The organism is Cellulosimicrobium funkei, from assembly GCF_004519295.1.
GTDB lineage: Bacteria > Actinomycetota > Actinomycetes > Actinomycetales > Cellulomonadaceae > Cellulosimicrobium > Cellulosimicrobium funkei.
This window is the reverse complement of sequence record NZ_SOZH01000008.1, coordinates 179591-196885: the sequence shown is the minus strand read 5'-3', so window position 1 is coordinate 196885 and position 17295 is coordinate 179591. Positions and strand designations below refer to the sequence as shown.

Here is a 17295-nt window from a genome sequence, read left to right as displayed (position 1 = left end):
TGCACCGGGTGCGGGTCGTTCCCGCGGGGGTCTGTCGTGCCGAGGTAGAGCCCTGGTCCGCCGAGGTAGAGCCCCGGTCTGCCGAGGTAGAGGCGTGGTCTCGACGACGGCGACCACGGCCTCCACCTGGGCGGTACCAGGCCTCTACCTCGCGGGACCACGGCTCTACCTCGTGGAACCGGGGCTCTACCTCGCGGTGGCGGGGTTGTTCCTCGGCGGAGTCGGCGCGGCCGGGCGGCGGACGACGGCGACGCCGCGCGGCTCGAGCAGCAGCGCGCCTCTCGCCGTGCCCTCCACCGTGGCCTCCGCCGTGCCTTCCGCCGTGCCTTCCGCCGTGCCATCCGTCGTGACGGCCCTCGTGCCCGACGCCGTGAGGCGGCGCCCGGCGAGGACGTCGCCCGCGACGTCGGGCACCTCGACCGGGCGCGCCGTGCGGTTGACGAGGAACCAGAAGTCGTCCGTGCCGTCGGTGCGCACCGCGAGCTCGACGTCGCCGCGCACGGCGGCGGGCAGCTCGCTGCGCACGCCCGCGTCGTCGAGCAGGCGGGCGAGGACGGGGACGAGGCCCTGGCGGCCGAAGCGCGTGGAGACGTAGGCGGCGGAGCCCTCGCGGGCGCCCGCACCGTCCCCGGTGCGGACCGTCCGGCGCGTCACGGCGGCGCGGCCGGCCTGCTCGCCGGTCTTGTACCAGCCCAGCACCTCGACGTCCGGGTCGACGACGTCCACCGGCTCGGTCCACACCGTGCCCTCGAGCTGCTCGCCCGCGAGCTCGACCGTCGCGCTCTCGCCGTCCAGCAGCGGGGCGAACTCCTCGACCCGGATGCCGAGCAGGTCGCGCAGCGCGCCCGGGTAGCCGCCGAGCCACGCGTGGTCGTCCTGGTCGACGACGCCCGAGAAGTAGGTCGTGACGAGGTGGCCGCCCGCCTCGACGAACGCCGTGAGGCGGTCGCGCAGGCCGGCCGGGACGACGTGCAGCACCGGCGCCACGACGACGTCGTACGTCGCGAGGTCCGTCGCGGACGGCACGACGTCCGCGCGGACGCCGAGCGCGAGGAACGCCGAGTACCAGTCGAGCGCCTCCTGGCGGTAGCGCAGCCGGTCGGTGGGGTGGGAGTCGAGCTCGCTCGTCCACCACGAGTCCCAGTCGAAGACGATCGCGGCGCGCGCGGGCTTCTGCGTGCTGCCCGCGACGGGCGCGAGGTCGCGCAGCGTCGCGCCGAGCGCGACGACGTCGCGGAACAGGCGCGAGCGCTCGCCCGCGTGCGGGACCATGCCCGAGTGGTACTTCTCCGCGCCGGCCGCGGACTGGCGCCACTGGAAGTAGCAGACCGCGTCGGCGCCGTGGGCGACGTGGGTGAGCGAGTCGCGCGCGAGCTCGCCCGGCTTCTTCGCGACGTTGACGGGCTGCCAGTTCACCGCGCTCGTCGAGTGCTCCATGAGGAACCACGGGCGGTGCCGGGCGATGCCGCCCGTGAGGTTCGCGGAGAACGACAGCTCGTCGAGCGCCTGCGGGCCGGGCAGCACGTAGTGGTCGTTGGAGACGAAGTCGAGCTCGTCCGCCCACGCGGCGTAGTCCATGCCCTTCGTCTCGCCCATGACCATGAAGTTCGTCGTCACGGGCACGTCCGGCGTGACGCGGCGCAGGATCTCCGCCTCGGCGCGCAGGTACTGGCGGAGCGCGTCGGACGAGAAGCGCTTGAAGTCGAGCTGCTGGGTCGGGTTCGGGTGCGACGCGGCGAGTCGCGGCGGGAGGACCTGCTCCCACGCGCTGTAGCGCTGCGACCAGAACGCGGTGCCCCACGCGGCGTTGAGCGCGTCGAGCGTCGTGTAGCGGTCGCGCAGCCACGTGCGGAAGGCCGCGGCCGCGTCGTCGGAGAAGTCGTAGACGTTGTGGCAGCCGAGCTCGTTCGACACGTGCCACGCGACGAGCGCCGGGTGGTCGCCGTACCGCTCGGCCATGCGCTCGACGAGGCGCAGCGCGTGCTCCCGGAAGACCGGCGACGTCGGGCGCCACTGCTGCCGCGCGCCCGGCCACAGGGTCTCGCCCGTGCGCGTCTGCGGCAGGACCTCCGGGTGCTTCGTCGTCAGCCACGGCGGCGGCGAGGCCGTCGCCGTCGCGAGGTCGACCGTGATGCCGTGCGCGTGGAGCAGGTCCATGGCGTCGTCCAGCCACGCAAAGTCCCACGTGTCCTCGGTCGGCTGGATGCGGGCCCACGAGAAGATCGCGAGCGAGACCACCGTCACGCCCGCCTCGCGCATGAGGCGCACGTCCTCGTCCCAGACCTCGCGCGGCCACTGGTCCGGGTTGTAGTCCGCGCCGTAGGACAGGCCCGACGGCGTGTACGCGCCGGGCTCGCCCGGCGGCGTGTGCGGCCCGGGACGGCGCAGCCAGCGGAACGGGGTGGGGGAAGACATGCAGGCTCCTCAGGTGCTCGCAGAGCGGTCGACGGCGGGGTGGGCCGTCGGCGGGGTGCCGCGTGGTCGCGCCGGGAGGCGCGACCACGCGGCCGACGGGGCAGGGCCGGGCGCCCCGGCGGGCGCCCGGCGGGGCCGGGTCACTCGGTGACGGTGAACCCCTGCTCGGTGCCGTACTTCGCGGACGCGTCCTGCCAGGCCTTCAGGCCGTCGGCGAGGGTCGTGCCCGAGACGTAGGCCTGGCCCACGGTGTCGTTGAAGATCGAGTTCGCGTAGACCTGGAACGGCAGGTACGACCAGCCCTCGACGACGTCGGACGCCGACTGCGCGAGGACCTCGTTGATCTTCTGGCCGCCGAAGTACTCGGACTCGAAGCCCTGGAACTCGTCGGACTCCAGCTCGGCCGTCGTGGCCGGGAACGCGCCGCCGTCCACGCGCGTCTGCACGCCGTCGCCCGCGTTCGCGTACTCGAGGAATCCGTAGGCGAGCGCCTGGTTCGAGCTCGCGGCCGGGACGGACAGCGCGGAGCCGCCGTTCTCGGCGCTCGCGGACGCGCCCTCCTCCCACTGGGGGAGCGGGGCGACGCGCCACTTGCCCGCGCCGTCGGGCACGCCCGACTCGAGGTTCGCGGGCATCCACGCGCCGATCGCGAGCGTCGCGATCGTGCCGTTGCCGAGGCCCTGGTACCACTCGTCGCTCCACGAGCTGACGGGCGCGAGGAGGTCCTCGTCGATGAGCGTCTGCCAGGTCTGCGCGAACTGCGTGCTGCCCTCGTCCGCGAGGTCGATCGTCACGTCCGTGCCGTCGACCTGGAACGGCTGGCCGCCGGCCTGCCAGATGAGCGAGGTCGTGAACCCGGCGTCGCCCGTGTCGTTGGTGATGTACACGTTCGGGTCGGCCGCGTGCAGGGCGCGCGCGGCCTCGACGAAGCCGTCCCACGTCGTCGGCACCTCGATGCCGTGCTGCGTGAAGACCTCCTCGTTGTAGAAGAGGGCCATGGGGCCGGAGTCCATGGGCAGGCCGTAGATGCCCGCGCCCTGCTGGACGGCGTTCCACGGCCCGGGGGTGAAGGTCCCGTCGAGCTCGTCGGCACCGAACGACGACAGGTCGGCGACGGCGTCCGACAGCGCGAACTGCGGGAGCGCGTAGTACTCGACCTGCGCGACGTCGGGCACGCCCTTGCCGGCGGCGATCGCGTTCTGGAGGGCGGTGTACTGGTCGTTGCCGGTGCCCGCGTTGACGAGCTCGACGTCGACGTTCGGGTACTCGGCCTCGAAGTCGCTGACGACCTGCTCGAGCGTGGGCTCCCAGGCCCACACCGTGAGGCTGCCACCCTCCTCGAGGGCCGCGGCGACGTCGTCGGCCGAGCCGGCGTCCCCGCCGGAGTCGTTGCCGCCGCCCGAGCTGCAGGCGGCCAGGGCCAGCGCGACGACGCCGGTGGCGGCGACGGCGCGCAGGGCGCGGGTGGTGCGGATGGACATGAGGGTTCCTCTCACTTCGTCGTCAGACGGATCGGGCGGGGTGGGTGCGGGGGTGGTGGGCCGGCCCGTGCGGCGGCGCGGGCGTCACTCCTTGACGGACCCGGCCGCGAGGCCGGACTGCCAGTAGCGCTGGAGCAGGAGGAAGGCCGCGACGAGCGGCAGGATCGTGAGGAGCGAGCCGGTGATCACGAGGTCGAAGATCGCCTCGCCGCCGGCGGTCGCGGCCTGCGCGTTCCACGCGTTGAGGCCGAGCGTCAGCGGGTACCAGTCGGGGTCCTTGAGCATGATCAGCGGCAGGAAGTAGTTGTTCCACGTCGCGACCATCGTGAAGAGCAGGACCGTGACGATCCCGGGCGCGAGCAGCGGCAGCGACACCTGGAAGAACGTGCGCGCCTCGCTCGAACCGTCCACGCGCGCGGCCTCGAGCAGCTCCGTCGGGATCGACTCGGCGGCGAACACCCACATGAGGTAGAGGCCGAACGGCGAGATGAGCGACGGGATGATGACGGCCCACGGCGTGTTCGTCAGCCCCATCTGGCTGAACATGAGGAACGTCGGGACGGCCAGGGCCGTGCCCGGCACCGCGACCGCGCCGATGACCGTCGCGAACACGCCGCGCTTGCCGGGGAAGTCGAACTTCGCGAGCGCGTACCCGCCGAGCACCGCGAGGAACGTCGCACCGCCGGCCCCGACCACCACGTACAGCAGCGTGTTCGCGAACCAGCGACCGAAGATGCCGCCGTCGTAGGTGAGCGTCCGGGCGATGTTGTCGAAGAGCGCGAAGTCGCCGCTGAACCACAGGCCGAACGAGGAGAACAGGCTCGACTGCGTCTTGGACGCGTTGACGACGAGCCAGAACAGCGGCACGAGCGCGTAGAGCAGGACGATCCCCGTGAGGACCGTCAGCAGGACGCTGCGGCGGGGGCGGGTGACGCCGTGCGGGGCGCGCGAGCGCAGGCGCACGGGCTTGCGGGTCGTGGCGCTCGTCGTCGTGCGGGACGCGGCGGGGACCGCCGGGGTCGAGGGGGTCGTGGCGGTCATCGTCAGGCCTCCTTGCGCATGCCGCGCAGCTGGACGACGTAGGCCACGATCATCGTGAGGACGCCCATGATGATGGCGACGGTCGCCGAGTAGTTGTACTGCTGGCCGGAGAACGACAGCGAGTACGCGTACAGGTTCGGGGTGAAGTACGTCGTGATCGCGTTCGGCGCGAGGCTCTGCAGGATGCTCGGCTCGTTGAAGAGCTGGAACGAGCCGATGATCGAGAAGATCGTCGCGATGACGAGCGAGCCCCGGATCGCGGGGATCTTGATCGCCCGGACGACCTGCCACTGGGACGCGCCGTCGAGCTCCGCCGCCTCGTAGAGCGAGGTCGGCACGACGCGCAGCGCCGAGTAGAAGATGAGCATGTTGTAGCCCACGAACTCCCAGGTCACGATGTTGCCGATCGACAGCAGCACCCAGTCGGGAGAGAGCGGGTTGGGGATCGTCGTGCCGAGCGCGTCGTTGATGTTCGCGACGAGCCCGAACCGCGTCCCGTACATGAAGCCCCACATGAGCGTCGCGACGACGGCCGGGACGGCGTAGGGGAGGAAGATCGAGATCCGGAAGAAGTTCCGCCCGTACAGGCGACCGGAGTCGATCGCGAGCGCGACGAGCAGGGCGATGCCGAGCATGATCGGGACCTGGACCACGAGGAACAGCCCGACGCGAGACACGCCCGACCAGAACTGCGGGTCCGAGAACGCGCGGGAGTAGTTCTCGAACCCGACGAACTGCGTGCCGCCCACCATCTGGGTGCGGAACAGGCTGAGGTAGATCGAGTACGCGATCGGTGCGAGGAACACGAGCGCGAAGACCGCCATGAACGGCCCCACGAAGCCCCAGCCGGTCCACGAGCGCCGTCGGCGCCGCGCCGGGAGGGACGAAGGAGCGCCGACCGGTGGCCGGAGCGCTGCCACGGGTGGGGACGTCGTCGTCATGCTGTGGTCCTCGTCATCGGGGGACGGCGACGTCCGTCGTCGCCGTTGTTTGCGTAAACATGAGCATGGCACGAGGTTCGGTGTTTACGCAAACATCGCCTACTGTGGGTGCTGACCGGCCACGACACCGGTCCGGCACGGGTACTGTGCCGACACCACGAGGACGAGGACGCCATGACCGACGGGCTCGACGACGAGACCCCCGCCCTGACGCGCACCGGGGGAGCTGCCGTCCGCACGGCACGGCGCGTCTCGATGGCCGACGTCGCGCGCGTCGCCGGGGTCTCCGCGCAGACCGTCTCCCGCGTCTCCAACGGGCACCCGGGCGTCGTCGAGAGCACGCGCTCGCGCGTGCTCGAGGCGATGACCGAGCTCGGCTACCGGCCCAACAGCGCGGCCCGCGCGCTGAAGAGCGGGTCGTTCCGCACGATCGGCGTCATCCTCTTCTCGCTCGCGACCACGGGCAACGTCCGCACGCTCGAGGCCATCGCGACCTCGGCCGCCGCCGAGGGCTACGCCATCACGGTCATCCCCGTCGCGGCGCCCACCCAGGACGGCGTCCACGGCGCCTTCACGCGCCTCGGCGAGCTCGCGGTCGACGCGATCATCCTGCTCATGGAGGTGCACCTCCTCGACGTCGCGCAGGTCAGCCTGCCGCCCGGCGTCCAGGTCGTCGTCGCCGACTCCGACGCGGGCGAGAGCTACGCCGTCGTCGACACGGACCAGGCCGACGGCACCCGCCAGGCCGTGCGGCACCTGCTCGACCTCGGGCACCGGACCGTGCACCACCTCGCGGGGCCCGCGCTCTCGTTCGCGGCCGAGCGCCGCACCTCCGCGTGGCGGGCCACGCTCGAGGCCGCGGGCCGCGAGGTCCCGCCGATCGAGCGGGGCGACTGGTCGCCGTCGTCCGGGTACGAGGCCGGGCTGCGCCTCGCGCGCCGCGACGACCTCACCGCCGTGTTCGTCGCCAACGACCAGATGGCCCTCGGGCTCGTCCGGGCCCTGCACGACTCCGGCCGACGGGTCCCGCAGGACGTGAGCGTCGTCGGGTTCGACGACCTGCCCGAGTCCAGCGAGTTCCTGCCCCCGCTCACGACCGTCCACCAGGACTTCGCCGAGGTCGGGCGCCGGCTCGTCGCGCAGGTGCTCCGGCAGGTCCGCGAGGGCGTCCACGAGGCCGGCACCCGCCTCGTCCCGACCCGCCTCGTCGAGCGAGCGAGCACCGCCCCGCCCCCGAGCTAGGTCCCGGGTTCGGCGCGTCCCGGCCGCCGAGCAGGTGGTCCGGGCTCGTCCTGGTCGCGGGACGCGCGCGAACCACCTGCTCGGCCCGCCAGGATCACCTGGTCAGTCGTCGGCGACCCAGGCGCTCGGGTCCTCGACGACCCCGCGCAGCACCTCGCGCGCGCCGCCCGTGAGCGCGGCGTGGTCGCCGACGGGCGCGGGCAGCAGCACGACGTCGGTCCAGGGGGCGGCGAGGACGCGGGTCCGGAGCTCGGCCTCGGCGGCGGGGCGCAGGTAGGGCAGGAGCGCGGGGTAGATGCCGCCGAGCAGGACGGTGTCGATGTCGACGAGGTTGACGTAGTCGGCGAGCGCGCTGCCGAGCGCGGTCCCGGCGCGCTCGACCGCGGCGAGCGCGTCCGGCTCGCCGGCGTCGAGGGCGGCGACGAGCGCCCCGGTGGGCGCGTCGACGGGCAGGCCCGCGCCGCGCAGGAGCGCGTCCTTGCCCGCGTACTGCTCCAGGCAGCCCGTCGCGCCGCAGCGGCACCGGGGGCCGTGCGGGTCGACGACGACGTGCCCCACCTCGCCCGTCCAGCCGTGGCGGCCGTGGAACAGGCGGCGGTCGACGACGATCGCGGACCCGATGCCCACGTCGCCCGACACGTAGAGGTACGTCGAGGGCGCGGGCCCGGTCGCGTCGTCGGGCACGACGCCGTGGCTCGCCTGGGCGAGCGCGGCGAGCTTGGCCTCGTTCCCGATCTCGACGGCGACGTCGGGGCCGAGCCCGAGGAGGCGGACGGGGTCGAGGTGGGACCAGCCGAGGTTCGGTGCGACCTCGAGCCGGCCGGCGCGCGGGTCGACGAGGCCGGGCAGGGCGAGACGCGCGCCCGCGACGGTCATGCCGTCGGCGCGCACCTGGGCGAGGAGGTCGTGCGCGATGCGCCCGAGGCGGGCCAGCACCTCGGTGGGGTCGCTGTCGTGGAGGTCGTCGGGGTCGACCTGCTCGGCGACGACGGCGCCGGTGAGGTCGAGCACGCGCCCGCCGAGGTAGTCGACGTTCACCTCGAGCCCCAGACCCACGAGGGTGCGCGGCGCGGGGGCGAGCGGCACGGCGGGCCGCCCGGCGCGCTGCGGGGTGGCGGGCGGCAGCTCGGCCACGATGCCGGCGGCGACGAGGCGGTCGACGAGCGTCGAGACGGTGGCGCGCGTGAGCCCGCTCGCGCCGGCGATGTCGGCGCGCGAGCACGGGTGCGACGCCTCGAACACGGCCCGCGCGACCAGCGCGAGGTTGTGCTCGCGCAGCGTGGCCTGGCGGGCTGCTGGGGGACCCGTCCGGGTCGCGACGCTGCGGTTCACGGTCTTGACCTTACCGACCCGGACGGATAAGTTCAGCCGTACGACATAAATAGGCCGGGGTCGACCGACGTCGCTCCGGCCCTCTCGACGAGGAGACCACCGTGGCCGACGAGACCACCCAGGACATCAACTTCTCCTTCGGTCTGTGGACCGTGGGCTGGACCGCGCAGGACCAGTTCGGCAGCGCGAGCCGCCCGGCGCTCGACCCGGCCGAGTCGGTGCGTCGTCTGGCCGACCTCGGCGCGTGGGGCTTCACGTTCCACGACGACGACGTCGTCCCCTTCGGCGCGGACGACGCCGAGCGCACCAAGCGCCTCGACGCGGTGCGCCAGGCTGCCGAGGACACGGGCCTCGTCATCGAGATGGTGACGACCAACCTGTTCAGCCACCCCGTCTTCAAGGACGGCGGCCTCACCTCGAACGACCGCGGCGTGCGCCGCTACGCGCTGCGCAAGGTGCTGCGCAACGTCGACCTCACCGCCGAGCTCGGCGCCAAGACGTTCGTCATGTGGGGCGGCCGCGAGGGCACCGAGTACGACGGCGCCAAGGACCTGCACTCCGCGCACGAGCGCTACGCCGAGGGTCTCGACCTCACCGCGGCGTACATCAAGGAGAAGGGCTACGACCTCAAGATCGCGCTCGAGCCCAAGCCGAACGAGCCCCGCGGCGACATCTTCCTGCCGACCATCGGCCACGCGCTCGGCCTCATCGCGAAGCTCGACAACGGCGACATCGTGGGCCTCAACCCGGAGACGGGCCACGAGCAGATGGCGGGCCTCAACTACACGCACGGCCTCGCGCAGGCGCTGTGGGCGGGCAAGCTCTTCCACATCGACCTCAACGGCCAGCGCTCGATCAAGTTCGACCAGGACCTCGTGTTCGGCCACGGCGACCTGCTCTCCGCGTTCTTCACGGTCGACCTGCTCGAGAACGGCTTCCCGAACGGCGGCCCCACGTACACGGGCCCGCGTCACTTCGACTACAAGCCGTCGCGCACCGAGAACGAGGTCGGCGTGTGGGACTCCGCGCGCGCCAACATGGAGACCTACCGCCTGCTCGCGCGCAAGGCCGCGGCGTACCGCGCCGACAGCCGTGTCCAGGAGGCGTTCGCGCACTCGGGCGTGTTCGAGCTCGGCCAGCCCACGCTGGGCGAGGGCGAGTCCGTCGCCGACCTGCTCGCGGACCGCGGCGCGTACGAGGAGTTCGACGTCGACGCCGCGGCGAACCGCGACTTCGGCTTCGTGCGCCTCAACCAGCTCGCGCTCGAGCACCTCATCGGCTGAGGTGGCCGCCGACGCCAGGACGTCCGACGCCGGCGGCGAGCGCGTGCTCGTCGCCGGCGTCGACACGTCCACGCAGTCCTGCAAGATCGTCGTGCGCGACGCCGCGACGGGCGCCCTCGTGCGCACCGGGTCGGCCAAGCACCCCGACGGCACCGAGGTCCACCCCGACGCGTGGTGGGACGCGTTCCGCGAGGCCGCGTCCGCGGCGGGCGGGCTCGCCGACGTCGCGGCGCTCGCCGTCGGCGGCCAGCAGCACGGTCTCGTCGCGCTCGACGCGGACGGGAACGTCGTGCGCGACGCGCTCCTGTGGAACGACACGCGCTCGGCCCCGGCCGCGCGCGACCTGATCCGGGAGCTCGGCGAGGCCCGCCTCGCCGAGGGCGTCCCCGACGCCCACGACCGGGTCGAGTCCGCGACCGAGGCGGGCGCCCAGGCGTGGGCCGACGCGATCGGGTCCGTGCCGGTCGCGTCGCTCACGGTGACGAAGCTGCGCTGGCTGCGCGACGCCGAGCCGGAGAACGCGGCGCGCGTCGCCGCCGTCGCGCTGCCGCACGACTGGCTCACGTGGCGCATCGCGGGGTACGGCCCCGCGGGCGACGAGTCCGCGCCGCTCGGCCCGGACCTCGGCGCGCTCGTCACCGACGCGTCCGACGCGTCAGGCACGGGCTACTACGACGCGACGAGGGACGACGGCCCCGACGGCCGGGGCGCGTACCGCCTCTACCTGCTGGAGCTCGCGCTCGGACGGACCGACGTCGTGCTGCCGCGCGTCGTCGGGCCGTCGGCGACGGCGGGCGTCGCGCACCCCTCGGTCGCCGGGAGCGCGGTCGAGGGCGGCACGCTGCTCGGCCCCGGCGCGGGCGACAACGCCGGTGCGGCGCTCGGCCTCGGCATGGTCGCGGGCGACGTCGCGGTGTCGATCGGGACGTCGGGCGTCGTGTCGGCCGTGACCGACGACCGCACGGCGGACGGCTCCGGCCTCGTCAACGGGTTCTCCGACGCGACGGGCCGGTACCTGCTGCTCGCGGTGACGCTCAACGCGAGCCGGGTGCTCGACGCGGCGCGCGCCGTCCTCGGCGTCGACCATGCGGGGCTGTCGCGGCTCGCGCTCCAGGCGCCCCCCGGCGCGGACGGGCTCGTGCTCGTGCCGTACCTGGAGGGCGAGCGCATGCCCAACCGTCCCGACGCGTCGGGCACGCTGCACGGCATCCGGCTCGGCACGTCGACGCCGGAGCACCTCGCGCGCGCGTACGTCGAGGGCATGCTGTGCGGCCTCGCGGACGGGCTCGACGCGCTGCGGGCGCTCGGCGTCCGGGTCGAGCGCGTGCAGCTCATCGGCGGCGGCGCGCAGTCCGAGGCGGTCCGGCGCATCGCGCCGCAGGTCCTCGGCCTGCCCGTCACGGTCCCCGAGCCCGGCGAGTACGTGGCCGACGGCGCCGCGCGCCAGGCGGCGTGGGTCCTCGCCGCGCACGAGGCGGGCGGCTCCGGGGCGGACGTCGCCCCGCCCACCTGGGCCGCGTCGTCGGCCACGGTGGTCGAGGCCGACCCGGTCCCGGCGATCCGCGAGCAGTACGCGGCGGTGCGCGACCTCGTCTGACCCCGCCCCCGCTGAGTGCATGAAACAGTCGCGTCCGAGGCCTTCGGGCGCGACTGTTTCATGCACTCACGGGGTGCCGGGCGGGTGGGCCGGTCGGGTGTCGCGGTCAGGAACCGCCGGCGAAGCCCGTCTGGCGCCACGCCTCGTAGACGGCGATCGACGCCGCGTTGGTGAGGTTGAGCGAGCGGCGCCCAGGCAGCATGGGGATCTTCAGCTGGTCCGTGATCCGCTCGTGGGCCAGCACGTCGTCGGGCAGGCCGGTGGGCTCCGGGCCGAACAGCAGGACGTCGTCCGGCCGGTACGTCACGTCGGTGAACGACGTCGTCGCGCGCGTCGTGAACGCGAAGACCCGGCCCGGGAGGGTCGCGAGCGCGGCGTCGAAGTCCGCGTGCACCTCGACGCTCGCGAGGTCGTGGTAGTCCAGGCCCGCGCGGCGCAGCCTGGGCTCGTCCAGGTCGAACCCGAGCGGCTCGACCAGGTGCAGGCGCGCCCCGGTCACCGCGGCGAGGCGGATCGCGTTGCCCGTGTTCCCCGGGATGCGCGGCTCGAAGAACACCACGTGGGGCAGGGTCGACGGCGGTCGGGCGGCCGGGTCGGCGACGTGCGGCCGCCAGTCGGTGCGGGGGTCGGGGGTCTCGCTCACGCCCCCGATTCTCGCAGCGGTCCGAGCGGGGCGCGGTACACCTCGACGTCGGCCCCGGTCGTGGCGCGGCGCGGGACGCTCAGCCCATGCGGTCGAGGTCGGCCGCGCGCACCTCGTGCGCGAGCGGCTCGCCCGCGCGGAAGCGGGCGAGCTCGTCGACGACGATCGCGCCCTGCGTGAGCCGGCCCTGCACGGTCGCGGCGGCGTGGTGCGGCGTGAGGAGCACGTTCCGCAGGCGGCGCAGCGGGTGGTCCTCGGGCAGCGGCTCGGCGTCGTAGACGTCGAGCGCGGCGCTGATCCGGCCGCTCGCCAGCTCACGGACGAGGGCGTCCTCGTCCGTGAGCCACGACCGTGCGGTGTTGACGAGCCCGGCGTGGTCGGGCAGGAGCGCGAGCTCGCGCGCGCCGAGCAGGTGGTGGGTCTCGGGCAGCACGGGTGCGTGCAGCATCGTGACGCGGCTCGTCGCGAGCAGCTCGTCGAGCCCGACGAGGGTCGCGCCGAGCGCGGCGGCGTCGGCGGGGGAGAGGGTCGGGTCGGCGACCACGACCTCCGCGCCGAGCGCGCGCAGCATCGCGATCGCCGCGCGCCCGGTGCGCGACGCTCCGACGACGCCGACGCGCGTGCCCGCGATCTCGTACCGCGGGGGTGCGGCCTCCGCGTCGGCCCACGGGACGCCGTCGTGCAGGGCGTTGTGGAACGCGGGGACCTGGTGGAGCAGCGCGAGCGCGAACGTCACCGAGACCTCGGCCACCGGGCGTGCCATCGCCTGGCCCGCCTGCGTCACGCGGACCCCGCGCTCCCACAGCGCGGGCGTGACGAACGGCTTGACGGAGGCGCCCGTGTGCGCGACGAGCCGCAGGCCGGGGAGCCGGTCCAGGAGGTCCGCGTCCAGGGGCGGCGTGCCCCAGGAGACGACGAGCGCGTCGACGCGCTCGCGCGCCGCGGGGCTCAGCCGGTCGAGCGCGGCGCCGAGCGCGCGCGGGTCGTCGACGACGTCGAACGGTCCCGCGCCCGCCAGGCGCTCCCAGACGTCGGGGGCGAACAGCTCGGTGCGCAGCCACGGCGCGACCGCGACGACCGCGCGCGCGGCCCCGGCACCCGGGCCGGGCCCCGCGGCGGTCCCCGGGTCGGGCGCGCCGGTCACCGCAGCCAGTCCTCGAGGTGCTCCGCGACGAGCGCATCGTCCGCGGCGGCGAGCCACGGGTACGACGCCGTCACGCGGGTCAGCTCGTCGGCCTGCCCGGGGGAGAGGGTCTCCTCCGGGTCGAGGCACCAGATGCCGTCGAGCAGGCCCTGGCGGCGCAGCACCTCGTGCACGCCCGCGATGACGCCCGCGAAGTCGTGCGCCGCGTCGAAGACGGCCGCGTTCGCGTCGGTGAGGCCGGCCGCGCGCGCGGTGAGGGTCGCGAGGGCGGCGGCGTCGGGCACGGTGGCCCCGCCGTCGGGGCCGATGCCGTGCGCGGCGTGCGCGAGGGCCAGCGTCTCGACCGCCCCCCGGGTCCAGACCGCCCACTGCCCGAGCAGGCCGCCCACGAACCGCGCCGTGAAGGTCGAGGCGCGGCCCTCGGCGTCGGTCACCGGGACGTCGAGGCGCTGCGTGAGGTCGGCGACGATCGCGTCGTCGTTGCCCGTGTACAGCGCGATCTCGTCGCCGCGACCCGACGCGGCGACGCCGCGCAGCACGTCGATCGTTCGGTAGCGGTGGAACGGCGCGGCCTTGATCGCGACGACCGCCTCGATCGACGCGTACTCGCGCCAGAAGCCGACGGACAGGCGCGGGCCGCCGATCGCCTCCTGGAGGTAGAACCCGATGACGGGCAGCACCTCGCCGACGGCGCGGGCGCGGTCGAGCAGCACGCGCTCAACCTCCTCGCGCGAGCCGGCGAGACCGGGCACGCGCGGCGCGAGCAGCACCGCGTCGTAACCGAGCGACGCCGCGAGCTCCGCCTCCGCGACGGCCTGCCGCACGTCGCCGGCCGCGCCCGCGACCTGGACGAGCGGGCGGGGCCCGGTGTGCAGCGAGCCCGCGGGCGCGTCGCCCGCGACCGTCGCGCGCGACACCTCGGCCGCGAGCTCGAGCACGGGCCGCAGGAGCCCGTGCTCGCGGATCTCGAACTGCGTCGTGTGGACGCCGACGGCGACGCCGCCCGCGCCCGCCGCGTGGTAGTACCGCGTGAGCGCGCGCTGGCGGCGCTCGTCGAGGCGGCGGTCCGCGTCGAGCGCGAGGGGCTGCGCCGGGATGACTGTCCCCGCCCGCAGGAGCGCGGCGACGTCGTCGGCGAGGCGCGGGGTGGCCGACGCCGCGGCGGGGGTGGTGGGGGCCGTCATCAGAACGCCCCGTCGCGCACGGCGAACTTCGTCGGCTTGCCGCTCGTCGGCAGCCCGGCCGCGAGCCACTGCGCCTGCCAGTCCACGAGCGTGCGCAGCGGCACCTGCGGGTAGCCGAACAGCTCGTGGCAGCGCGTCGCGTCGTTGAGCAGCGCCGTCGGGGCGGGCTCGCCCGTGAACGACACCTCGCGGTCGAGGCCGCGGCCGAGGAGCTCCGCGAGGCGCCGCACCGACGCCGTCTCCGGTCCGGTGAGGTTGATCGCCGTCGCGGGCGACGACGCGAGCGCGAGCGAGCGCAGCGCGACCTCGTTCGCATACCCCTGCCACACGACGTTGACGTGCCCGGTGGTGAGGTCGACGGGCTCGCCCGCGAGGATCGGCGACGCGACGTCGAACAGGACGCCGTAGCGCAGGTCGACGGCGTAGTTGAGGCGGATCGTCACGACCTTCGTGCCGCGCGAGAGCGCGGCGTGCTGGAGCACGCGCTCGCGGCCGAGGCAGCTCATCGCGTACTCGCCGACCGGCCCGACAGGGTGCTCCTCGGAGCACCCGCCCGACTCGACGGGCACGAGCGGGTAGACGTTCCCGGTGGAGAACGCGGCGATGGTCGAGTCGGCGTAGCGGCGCGCGACGTCGTGCACGAGGGCCGCGTTCGCGGCCCACGCGAGCGACGGCGCGGACGACGTGCCGAACTTGGCGCCCACCATGTAGACGACGTCGGCGCCGTCGGGCAGCGCGGCGAGGTCCGCGTCGGGCGCGAGCAGGTCGGCCGCGACGACGTTCACCCCGGCGTCGCGCAGACGGTCGGCCTGCTCGGGGTCGGACCACCGCGAGACGGCGTGCACGGCGTCGCCCGTGCGCCCGGCCGCGTCGAGCGCCCGGCGGGCGAGGACGGTGAGGCTCGGGCCCATCTTGCCGCCCGCGCCGAGGATGACGAGGTCGCCCGAGCGGGCGGCCAGGTCCTCCACGAGGTCGGGCGACGGCGTCGTGAGCAGCTCCTCGAGCTCCGCGACGGACGTCGGGGCCTTGAGGGCGCTGGTGCTGGTCTGCGTGGTCATGTGGTGAGTCATCCCTTGATGCCGGACGAGGTGACGCCCTCGACGAAGAAGCGCTGGGCCACGAGGTACGAGGCGAAGATCGGAACGAACGAGATGGTGGCGCCCGCGAGCACCATGTTGAGCGGCACGTCCTGCTGCTGGAGCGAGGCGATGCCGACGGTCAGCGTCCAGTGGTCGGTGCCCTGGCCGATGATGAGCGGCCACAGGAAGTCGTTCCAGTGCCACAGGAAGACGAACGTGCCGAGCGTCGCGAGGATCGGCTTGCACAGCGGCAGCACGATGCGCAGGAAGATGCGCCACTCCGAGGCGCCGTCGAGCTTCGCGGCCTCGAACAGCTCGTCGGGCAGGTCGAGGATGAACTGCCGCATGAGGAACACGGCCTGCGCGTTCGCGAGCGTCGGCAGGATCAGGCCCCAGTACGTGTCGAGCCCGCCCGCCTGCGCGATGAGGATGAACGTCGGGATGAGCGTCACGTGGTACGGGACCATGACCATCGCGAGGAACGACCAGAACATCGCCTCGCGCCCGGGGAACTTCTTCTTCGCGAACGCGTAGCCGGCCATCGACGCGAGCAGCAGCACCGCGACCACGGAGACGACGGAGTACACGAGCGTGTTGACGAGCCAGGTGCCGATGTTGCCCGCGCCGAGCACGCGCCCGTAGGCCTCGGTCGTGAGGTTCGTCGGCAGGAGCGACGCGGGGAAGTCGATCGCGGCGGCCGGCTTCAGCGACAGCACGACCATCGCGTAGAACGGGAAGATCGTCAGGACGGCGGCGAGCGAGAGCACGACGTAGCGCAGCACCTTGCCGCGCAGCGACAGGTCGCTCGCGCCCTTGCGGCCGCGCCGGCGGCGGGTCGCGGTGGGGCGCACGGGCATCGCGGCGCCCTCGAGCACCCGCCCGGTGGTGGTGGGGTCGACGGCGGTCACTTGTCCCTCCCGATGGCGTAGCGCTGGATCAGGGCGACGACCAGCGTGACGACGAACAGCGCGACGCCGAGCGCGCTCGCGTAGCCGAGGTCGAAGTACTTGAAGCCCTGGTCGTAGATGTAGAAGACGAGGTTGTAGCTCGCCCGTGCGGGCCCGCCCGCCGTCATCACGTAGACGAGGTCGAAGATCTGGAACGACGCCGTCGTCTCGATGACGGCGAGGAAGAAGAGGGTCGGCTTGAGCTGCGGCGCGATGATGTGCCAGAACCGCTTCCACGGCCCGGCGCCGTCGATCGCGGCGGCCTCCTCGAGCTCGCGCGGCAGGTCCTGCATGCGCGCGAGGAGGATGAGCATCCCGTAGCCGAAGCGCGACCAGATCGCGACCATCGCGAGCGCGGGCAGCACGAGCAGCGTGTCGCCCAGCCAGGAGTCGGTCGAGAACCCGAGCGCCCCCATGAGCTTCGACCACGGGCCGTTCGTGGAGAACACCCACGTGAACACGGTCGCGGCGAGCACGAGGCTCGTGACCACGGGCAGGAAGAACACCGAGCGGTAGAAGCCGGAGCCGCGGAACGAGCGGCGCACCATGAGCGCCATGAACGTCGAGATCGCGAGCGACACGGGGACGATGAGCACGCTCAGCACGACCGTGACGCGCAGCGCCGACCAGAAGATCGGGTCGTCGACCATGCGCCGGAAGTTCTCGACGCCCGTCCACTCGGCACCGACGCCGATGGTGTAGTCGAAGAAGCTCAGCGCGACGCCGGCGATCGCCGGACCGAAGCGGAACAGCAGGAACAGCAGGAACGCGGGGAGGGCGAACAGCAGGCCGATCCTCGCCTCACGGCGCTCCAGGACGCGGCGGGTCGTGCCGCGCGAGGGCCTCGACGGCGTCGGGCGCCGCTCGGGCCCGTCGGCGGTCAGCCCGTCCGAGGTGGGGGCGGTCGCGGTCATGGGTTCTCCTCTCGTACCGCGAGGTACCGCGGCGCGGGCAGCAGGGGGACGG

General features: G+C 73.8%; 14 protein-coding genes. 3 read left to right on the top strand and 11 right to left on the bottom strand.

The genetic code is table 11. From position 1 onward, the window contains the following. Positions 1 to 186: 186 nt before the first annotated feature. The 4 genes from E1O70_RS14475 to E1O70_RS14460 form a co-directional block, all read right to left on the bottom strand. Positions 187 to 2415 (bottom strand): beta-galactosidase, encoded by a 2229-nt coding sequence (locus E1O70_RS14475; protein ID WP_061266631.1) that lies wholly within the window; start codon positions 2413 to 2415, stop codon positions 187 to 189. A gap of 140 nt (positions 2416 to 2555) precedes the next feature. Continuing rightward, on the bottom strand, positions 2556 to 3896 hold the full coding sequence (locus E1O70_RS14470) for an ABC transporter substrate-binding protein (protein ID WP_061266632.1): 1341 nt from the start codon (positions 3894 to 3896) through the stop codon (positions 2556 to 2558). A gap of 84 nt (positions 3897 to 3980) precedes the next feature. Then, the gene (locus E1O70_RS14465; protein WP_076403360.1) at positions 3981 to 4937 is read right to left on the bottom strand and encodes a carbohydrate ABC transporter permease; all 957 of its coding nucleotides are present in this window, start codon (positions 4935 to 4937) and stop codon (positions 3981 to 3983) included. Between the two features lie 2 nt (positions 4938 to 4939). Beyond that, positions 4940 to 5878, bottom strand: coding sequence for a carbohydrate ABC transporter permease (locus tag E1O70_RS14460; RefSeq protein ID WP_061266633.1), 939 nt, complete (start codon positions 5876 to 5878; stop codon positions 4940 to 4942). 174 nt (positions 5879 to 6052) lie between these two features. Here E1O70_RS14460 and E1O70_RS14455 point away from each other — a divergent pair, with 174 nt between their 5' ends. Continuing rightward, positions 6053 to 7120, top strand: a complete 1068-nt coding sequence (locus tag E1O70_RS14455; RefSeq protein ID WP_061266634.1) for a LacI family DNA-binding transcriptional regulator — start codon at positions 6053 to 6055, stop codon at positions 7118 to 7120. Positions 7121 to 7222: 102 nt separating this feature from the next. Here the strand turns inward: E1O70_RS14455 and E1O70_RS14450 are convergent, their stop codons facing one another. Then, positions 7223 to 8452: an ROK family transcriptional regulator gene (locus tag E1O70_RS14450; protein ID WP_061266635.1), complete on the bottom strand. Its 1230-nt coding sequence runs from the start codon at positions 8450 to 8452 to the stop codon at positions 7223 to 7225. A gap of 101 nt (positions 8453 to 8553) precedes the next feature. On the opposite strand from E1O70_RS14450, the gene xylA reads away from it, so the two are divergent. Together xylA and E1O70_RS14440 are read left to right on the top strand one after the other, a co-directional pair. Next, positions 8554 to 9735 carry a xylose isomerase gene (xylA, locus tag E1O70_RS14445; protein WP_021483358.1) on the top strand — a complete coding sequence of 394 codons (1182 nt, stop codon included), beginning with the start codon at positions 8554 to 8556 and terminating at the stop codon, positions 9733 to 9735. Position 9736: 1 nt separating this feature from the next. Further along, complete coding sequence (locus tag E1O70_RS14440; protein WP_240696713.1) at positions 9737 to 11332, top strand: xylulokinase; 1596 nt, start codon at positions 9737 to 9739, stop codon at positions 11330 to 11332. Between the two features lie 106 nt (positions 11333 to 11438). On the opposite strand, the gene E1O70_RS14435 is transcribed toward E1O70_RS14440, so the two are convergent. The 6 genes from E1O70_RS14435 to E1O70_RS14410 form a co-directional block, all read right to left on the bottom strand. Then, on the bottom strand, positions 11439 to 11900 hold the full coding sequence (locus tag E1O70_RS14435) for a tRNA (cytidine(34)-2'-O)-methyltransferase (protein ID WP_061266671.1): 462 nt from the start codon (positions 11898 to 11900) through the stop codon (positions 11439 to 11441). A 154-nt stretch (positions 11901 to 12054) separates the two neighbouring features. After that, positions 12055 to 13119, bottom strand: coding sequence for a hydroxyacid dehydrogenase (locus tag E1O70_RS14430; RefSeq protein WP_061266636.1), 1065 nt, complete (start codon positions 13117 to 13119; stop codon positions 12055 to 12057). Beyond that, positions 13116 to 14303: a dihydrodipicolinate synthase family protein gene (locus E1O70_RS14425; protein ID WP_043654292.1), complete on the bottom strand. Its 1188-nt coding sequence runs from the start codon at positions 14301 to 14303 to the stop codon at positions 13116 to 13118. The genes E1O70_RS14430 and E1O70_RS14425 overlap by 4 nt, the downstream gene beginning before the upstream one ends. Next, on the bottom strand, positions 14303 to 15361 hold the full coding sequence (locus tag E1O70_RS14420) for an NAD-dependent epimerase/dehydratase family protein (protein WP_061266637.1): 1059 nt from the start codon (positions 15359 to 15361) through the stop codon (positions 14303 to 14305). The genes E1O70_RS14425 and E1O70_RS14420 overlap by 1 nt, the downstream gene beginning before the upstream one ends. 8 nt (positions 15362 to 15369) lie before the next feature. Further along, on the bottom strand, positions 15370 to 16290 hold the full coding sequence (locus E1O70_RS14415) for a carbohydrate ABC transporter permease (protein WP_240696712.1): 921 nt from the start codon (positions 16288 to 16290) through the stop codon (positions 15370 to 15372). Then, the gene (locus tag E1O70_RS14410) at positions 16287 to 17243 is read right to left on the bottom strand and encodes a carbohydrate ABC transporter permease (RefSeq protein ID WP_082774179.1); all 957 of its coding nucleotides are present in this window, start codon (positions 17241 to 17243) and stop codon (positions 16287 to 16289) included. The genes E1O70_RS14415 and E1O70_RS14410 overlap by 4 nt, the downstream gene beginning before the upstream one ends. Positions 17244 to 17295: the final 52 nt, after the last annotated feature.